Raw genomic sequence first — 5,079 nt, 5'->3', positions numbered from 1 at the left:
GGCCACACCTCCGCCGGCACGGCGGGACCCGGCCGCACACGGTCGCGGCCGGGTCGAGTTGCCGTCCGGTCGGGACGCGGGCCGCGGCGTCCTGCGCAGCCCGACGCTGACGTCACCTCCGCCGTCATCGGTCAGCGTGACACCGTCGCAGGAGAACCGCTGCGCGGCACTGTGGTCGGGGTCCGTCGCGCCGCCGTCGAGGGATGAGCACCGGTTATGGGCCGCGCTTGACGGCCCCGCCCTCGTCACGGATGAGGTTGCCGTCGACGTCGTGGATGCCCGCGAGCACGGCGTCGCGCTCGGCACCGGTGGACTCGGGCGGTATGCCGGCGTTCCTGGCGGCACCAACCTCGTCATCGGCCCGGAGGACGGCAGCACACTGACGGCCGGAACGGCCGGCCACGCGTACACCGAGACGCTCGACACGCAGCGGCAAGGGGGCTCCCTACCTGGCCCCCACCCACCACTCACAACGGCCAGGCGGCCAGCAGATCGCCAGGGCCGTAGACGGCATCGAGCCCCGGACAGTCGACCCCGCTGCGCGAGACCGCCACGACCGGAACGGGTTCGTCGGTGAGGGCGGCCCGGTGTCGATGGAGAGCCGCCAGGTCGTGCCGGTCGAAGGGTGACTGTTCCAGCCACTTGATGGAGCCGAGGAAGAGCAGCTTCTTGGCTACGGGGGCGCGGTCCGCACCGATGATGTCGATCTCGACGTCGTTGGTGCGGGTCCAGTAACCGCCCACCGCGGGGGCTGCGGGGAGTTGATCGTCGGGCAGGATCCGGGCGAGCGCCTCTCGGATGAGCGGCTCAACCGCCCGTCCGCGCCAGCTGGTCCAGCTCTCCCGGATCCGCGCCAAGGTCAGATCGCCCCGCCCCCGCTCGATCTCCTCCATGGAGGGGCCGAGCAGATGCAGCCAAAACCGCAGGTAGGGATCGGCCACCCGGTAGCGGCGGTCCTTCGACGGGCGCAGCGCTACGGGCAGCTCCGCAGCGACGATCCGCTTGTCCGTGAGCAGCTCCAGCGCTCGTTGCAGCGGCGTGGCCCCGATTCCGCCGGCCGCACGAGCGATGTTGGTGAAGGTCCGCTCACCACTGCCGATTGCCGCCAGCACCGTGCGCGCCTGAGCCTGCGGAGGGAATTCGGCAGCCAGCGAACGTTCGGCCGACACCAGCAGGGCCGAGACCGGGTCACTCAGCGCCTCACCGAGGAAGTCCCACAGCCCTGCGCCCCGCGACCACTCCGCGCAGGTCAGCGGCAGCCCGCCCGTGACCAGCGCGGCGTCGAAGGCTTCCGCCGGATCCAGCCCGAGCATCCGCCCCACCTCGGCGGGGTTCAGCGGCCCCAGCACCATCTCCCGGCCCCGTTGATGGAAGGGGCGGCCGTAGCTGTTCAGAGCCTCCATCATCGACAGATCGGAGCCGATGAGGACCAACAGCACAGGCTTGGTCTCCAGCACCCGGTCCCAGGCCCGCTGCAGCATTCCCTCGAACGCTCCATCGCCATCCATGAGGTAGGGCACCTCGTCGATGACCAGCACGCTCGCCCGGTCGGCGGGCAGCGCCGCAGCGAGCACATCGAACGCGGCGTCCCAACTCTCCGGCCGTGCGGCGGCCACCAGCCCCGCCAACGGCAGCGTTGATGCTTCGGCGTCCCGGGCCAGCCGTGACAGATCATGCCCCGTGGACGCGCCGGTCGCCGCGTAGAACAAGAACGGGGCCCCGGAGCGCTCCGCGAACTGCTCGACCAGTCGCGACTTGCCCACCCGGCGCCGCCCACGCAACATCACGCACCGGCCGGGCCGATCTCCACCGACTCCTGCCGCGACCCTCTGCAGCTGCCCCTCCAACGCCGCGAGCTCCTGCCGACGACCCACGAATTCCACCACGTCCGCCGACCTCCGTACGTGTTACTAACAGTTGCATTACTAACATAGATGTTAGCGAACTGCGCCGAGCGCCACTCACGATCACGAGTCCGGGACCTGCCCCCAAGGACCGTGCGTCACCGGTTCGGTCGCGCGAAGTCGTCACCAGGATCGGACGTTCCTGGTGACGACGCCAACGACGCGCGAGCGGCGTAGACCTGTCACGTCGGGTGCTCACTGTCGGCCTTCGTATCAACCGGTGAACGTGGAAGTGGCCCGTCATACGCCCGCGATCCGGGCCGGCTCAGCGCGACGGAGTTCGTGGGCCTCGGCCAGGAGCAGGTAGCTGCTCGCGGTCCAGGTGTAAGCACGGTCACGCAGGCCCGCGCCCGTGAGGGCGTCGAAGTTCTCCGCGAAACCAGAGGTCTCGCAGAGAGCGCGGAAGCGGGCACTGATGTCGTCCGCAAGACGGTGGTGACCGGCACGGCGCAGACCGTCCTCGACGAGCACGGTGGACGGGGCCCAGATCGGACCGCGCCAGTAGCCGTCCGCGAGGTAGTGCGGTGAGGCGGGCTGTTCGGTGGCCAGACCGTGGGTGGTCAGATGCGACTGGATTCTCTCGGCCAGCAGGACACCGACGTGCTCGGGCAGGTACTCGCCCAACACCACGGGCATCAGGTCGAGAAGGCCGGCGCTGGTCCAGGTTTCGGTGCTGTCGGCGGAACGGGTGGCGAACCGTTCTCCCGTCCACAGCTCCGCGAACATCGCGGTCTCTAAGTCCTGATCCGGCGCTACGGGACACTGTCCTTTCACGCCGCGGGCCAAAACAGATCACACCGCCACGAGCCGGACGCGATCGCCGCAGAGCTTGGTCATGTCGTCGATATCGGAGGTCAACATGACCACGGGGCGGTGCTGTCGCAACGCGGCCTCGGCGACCCCCGTATCGATCGCGTACCTGTGCCCATGCAAGCCAGCACCGATCAGCAGCTTCGAGGCCGCCCTCGCCTCGTCGTCACCCACCGCGACCACACGCAGTCCGGAGAGCACCCAGTTGAGGCGAGACATGTTCGTGCGAGCGTGGACGACCTCGATGATGGTGAGTGCGCTGATCACGACCTCCATGCCGCGCGAGCGTGCCTCGGCTACCAGCGCCACCACCTGCTCGTCATCGGCGAGCAGCTTCGAGAGCCCTTCGCTGTCGAGGACCAGCGTCCCCTCGTGACTCAGCTTGCGGCGGGCCACTCACCCTCCTCGGCGAACGCCTCGTCGAAGACCTGCCGCGCTCGATTGCGGGCCTGCTCGGATACCGGCCCCTTGCGGCTCTCGTAGTCCGCCAGATACTCGTCAAGGACCTGCCCACGCAACTCACGCTCGACCGCCTCGGCAATGAACGCGGAGAATTCCCGCTTACCCACCCGCGCCCGGATCGCCTCCGCGGTCCCTTCGGGCAGCGACAGGCTCACCCGCGTCGCCGGCCCTTCCCCGATGCTGTACGTCGTCTCACCCATGCCCCGAGTGTGTCAAACGAGTAGGAAAAGTGCTACGCCCAGACCTGCGTGGAGCCCCAGAGCCGTGAAGAAGGTGTGCACAGCCGCTCCCCCTCACTCCCACATCGGGCAGCGCAACATCCGAACCCAGCACGGGCGCCCCCATCCCCTCCCAGCACGGGCAAACAAAGGGCCCGACCCCGAAGAGCCGGACCCTCGTGACCTGCACGTCTGCCAGTTCAGCGACGCCAGTGCTACGTCACCCGCTACACGTTGAAACGGAACTCCACCACGTCGCCGTCGCGCATGACGTAGTCCTTGCCCTCCATGCGGGCCTTGCCCTTGGCGCGGGCCTCGGCGACGGAACCGGTCTCGACGAGGTCGCCGTAGGAGATGACCTCGGCCTTGATGAAGCCCTTCTGGAAGTCGGTGTGGATCACACCGGCCGCCTCGGGGGCGGTGGCGCCCTTCTTGATGGTCCAGGCGCGGGCTTCCTTGGGGCCGGCTGTCAGGTAGGTCTGGAGGCCGAGGGTCTGGAAGCCGACCCGGGCAAGGTTGGCGAGGCCGGGCTCCTCCTGGCCGACGGACTGCAGCAGCTCCAGGGCCTCGTCGTCGTCCAGTTCGGCGAGGTCGGACTCCAGCTTGGCGTTGAGGAAGATGGCCTCGGCGGGGGCGACGAGGGCGCGCTGCTCGTCCTTGAACGCCTCGTCGGTCAGCTCGTCCTCGTCGACGTTGAAGACGTAGAGGAACGGCTTGACGGTGAGGAGGTGCAGCTCCCGCAGCGGCTCGGCGCGCTCGGTGCCCTGGGCGATTCCGGCGGAGAAGAGGGTGCGGCCCTCCTCGAGCAGCGCCTTGGCCTCCTCGACGGCCTTGACCGTGGCGACCTTGTCCTTCTGGATCCGGGAGTCCTTCTGGAGCCGGGGCAGGGCCTTCTCGACGCTCTGGAGGTCGGCGAGGATCAGCTCGGTGTTGATCGTCTCGATGTCGTCGCGCGGGGAGACCTTGCCGTCGACGTGCACGACGTTCTCGTCCTGGAAGGCGCGGATGACCTGGCAGATCGCGTCGGACTCACGGATGTTCGCCAGGAACTTGTTGCCCAGCCCCTCACCTTCGCTGGCACCGCGGACGATGCCGGCGATGTCCACGAAGTCGACGGTGGCGGGAAGCTTGCGCTGGGAGGAGAAGATCTCGGCCAGCTTGTCGAGCCGGGGGTCGGGCACGCCGACGACGCCGACGTTCGGCTCGATCGTGGCGAACGGGTAGTTGGCCGCCAGCACGTCGTTCTTGGTCAGGGCGTTGAACAGAGTCGACTTGCCGACGTTGGGCAGGCCGACGATTCCGATCGTGAGCGACACGTGGCGACTTCCCGTTGCGAGAGGATCCGGTGGGCGGGCCCGGCGAGCGTACCGGCCGGTCGTCCAGTCTACGGGCGGCTCGCGGCCCCGGGTGACGGGCCGGCTGAGGGCTGGGTCTCACCGGCCGTGCTGCGCGCGGTGCCCGGTTCGTCTCGGCGGATCGTCCGACCGGATCCGGTCGGACGGCGTCGAACAGGGGGCGAACACCGGCCATGCGCGTGTCCGTACCGTCGCGGCCCGTGCCCGGCGTCCTACGTTGGTGCGGTGGAGCAACACAGCGCCCCCCTCAGCCAGCCCAGCCGGCGGCGGGCCTTCCCGTCGCAGGCGCCGTCGCAGGCGCCGTCGAAGTCGCCCGGCTCGCGTGCGGCG

The 5,079-nt window shown here is 69.2% G+C and carries 5 protein-coding genes and 1 pseudogene; all 6 read right to left on the bottom strand.

What is annotated here, in order from left to right:
- Positions 1-214: 214 nt before the first annotated feature.
- A complete protein-coding gene (locus tag ACYVE9_RS15195) occupies positions 215-436 on the bottom strand; it encodes a hypothetical protein (RefSeq protein WP_461028377.1) in 222 nt (73 codons plus the stop codon).
- Positions 437-467: 31 nt separating this feature from the next.
- Positions 468-1,886 carry an ATP-binding protein gene (locus tag ACYVE9_RS15190; RefSeq protein WP_461028376.1) on the bottom strand — a complete coding sequence of 473 codons (1,419 nt, stop codon included), beginning with the start codon at positions 1,884-1,886 and terminating at the stop codon, positions 468-470.
- 258 nt (positions 1,887-2,144) lie between these two features.
- Positions 2,145-2,633 (bottom strand): annotated as a pseudogene (locus ACYVE9_RS15185) (MGH1-like glycoside hydrolase domain-containing protein); the annotation flags it as partial.
- A 63-nt stretch (positions 2,634-2,696) separates the two neighbouring features.
- Positions 2,697-3,110: a DNA-binding protein gene (locus tag ACYVE9_RS15180; RefSeq protein WP_461028375.1), complete on the bottom strand. Its 414-nt coding sequence runs from the start codon at positions 3,108-3,110 to the stop codon at positions 2,697-2,699.
- Complete coding sequence (locus tag ACYVE9_RS15175) at positions 3,092-3,376, bottom strand: hypothetical protein (RefSeq protein WP_461028374.1); 285 nt, start codon at positions 3,374-3,376, stop codon at positions 3,092-3,094. The genes ACYVE9_RS15180 and ACYVE9_RS15175 overlap by 19 nt, the downstream gene beginning before the upstream one ends.
- 245 nt (positions 3,377-3,621) lie before the next feature.
- A complete protein-coding gene (ychF, locus tag ACYVE9_RS15170) occupies positions 3,622-4,710 on the bottom strand; it encodes a redox-regulated ATPase YchF (RefSeq protein ID WP_461028373.1) in 1,089 nt (362 codons plus the stop codon).
- Between the last annotated feature and the right edge of the window lie 369 nt (positions 4,711-5,079).

It is taken from the genome of Streptomyces sparsus (genome assembly GCF_054776295.1).
The sequence above is the reverse complement of the archived record's forward strand: the minus strand, read 5'-3'. Positions and strand labels throughout refer to the sequence as shown.

Coding starts and splice junctions, on each gene's coding strand:
- ACYVE9_RS15175 (WP_461028374.1), bottom strand. CDS start 3,376: ATGGGTGAGACGACGTACAGCATCGGGGAAGGGCCGGCGACGCGGGTG.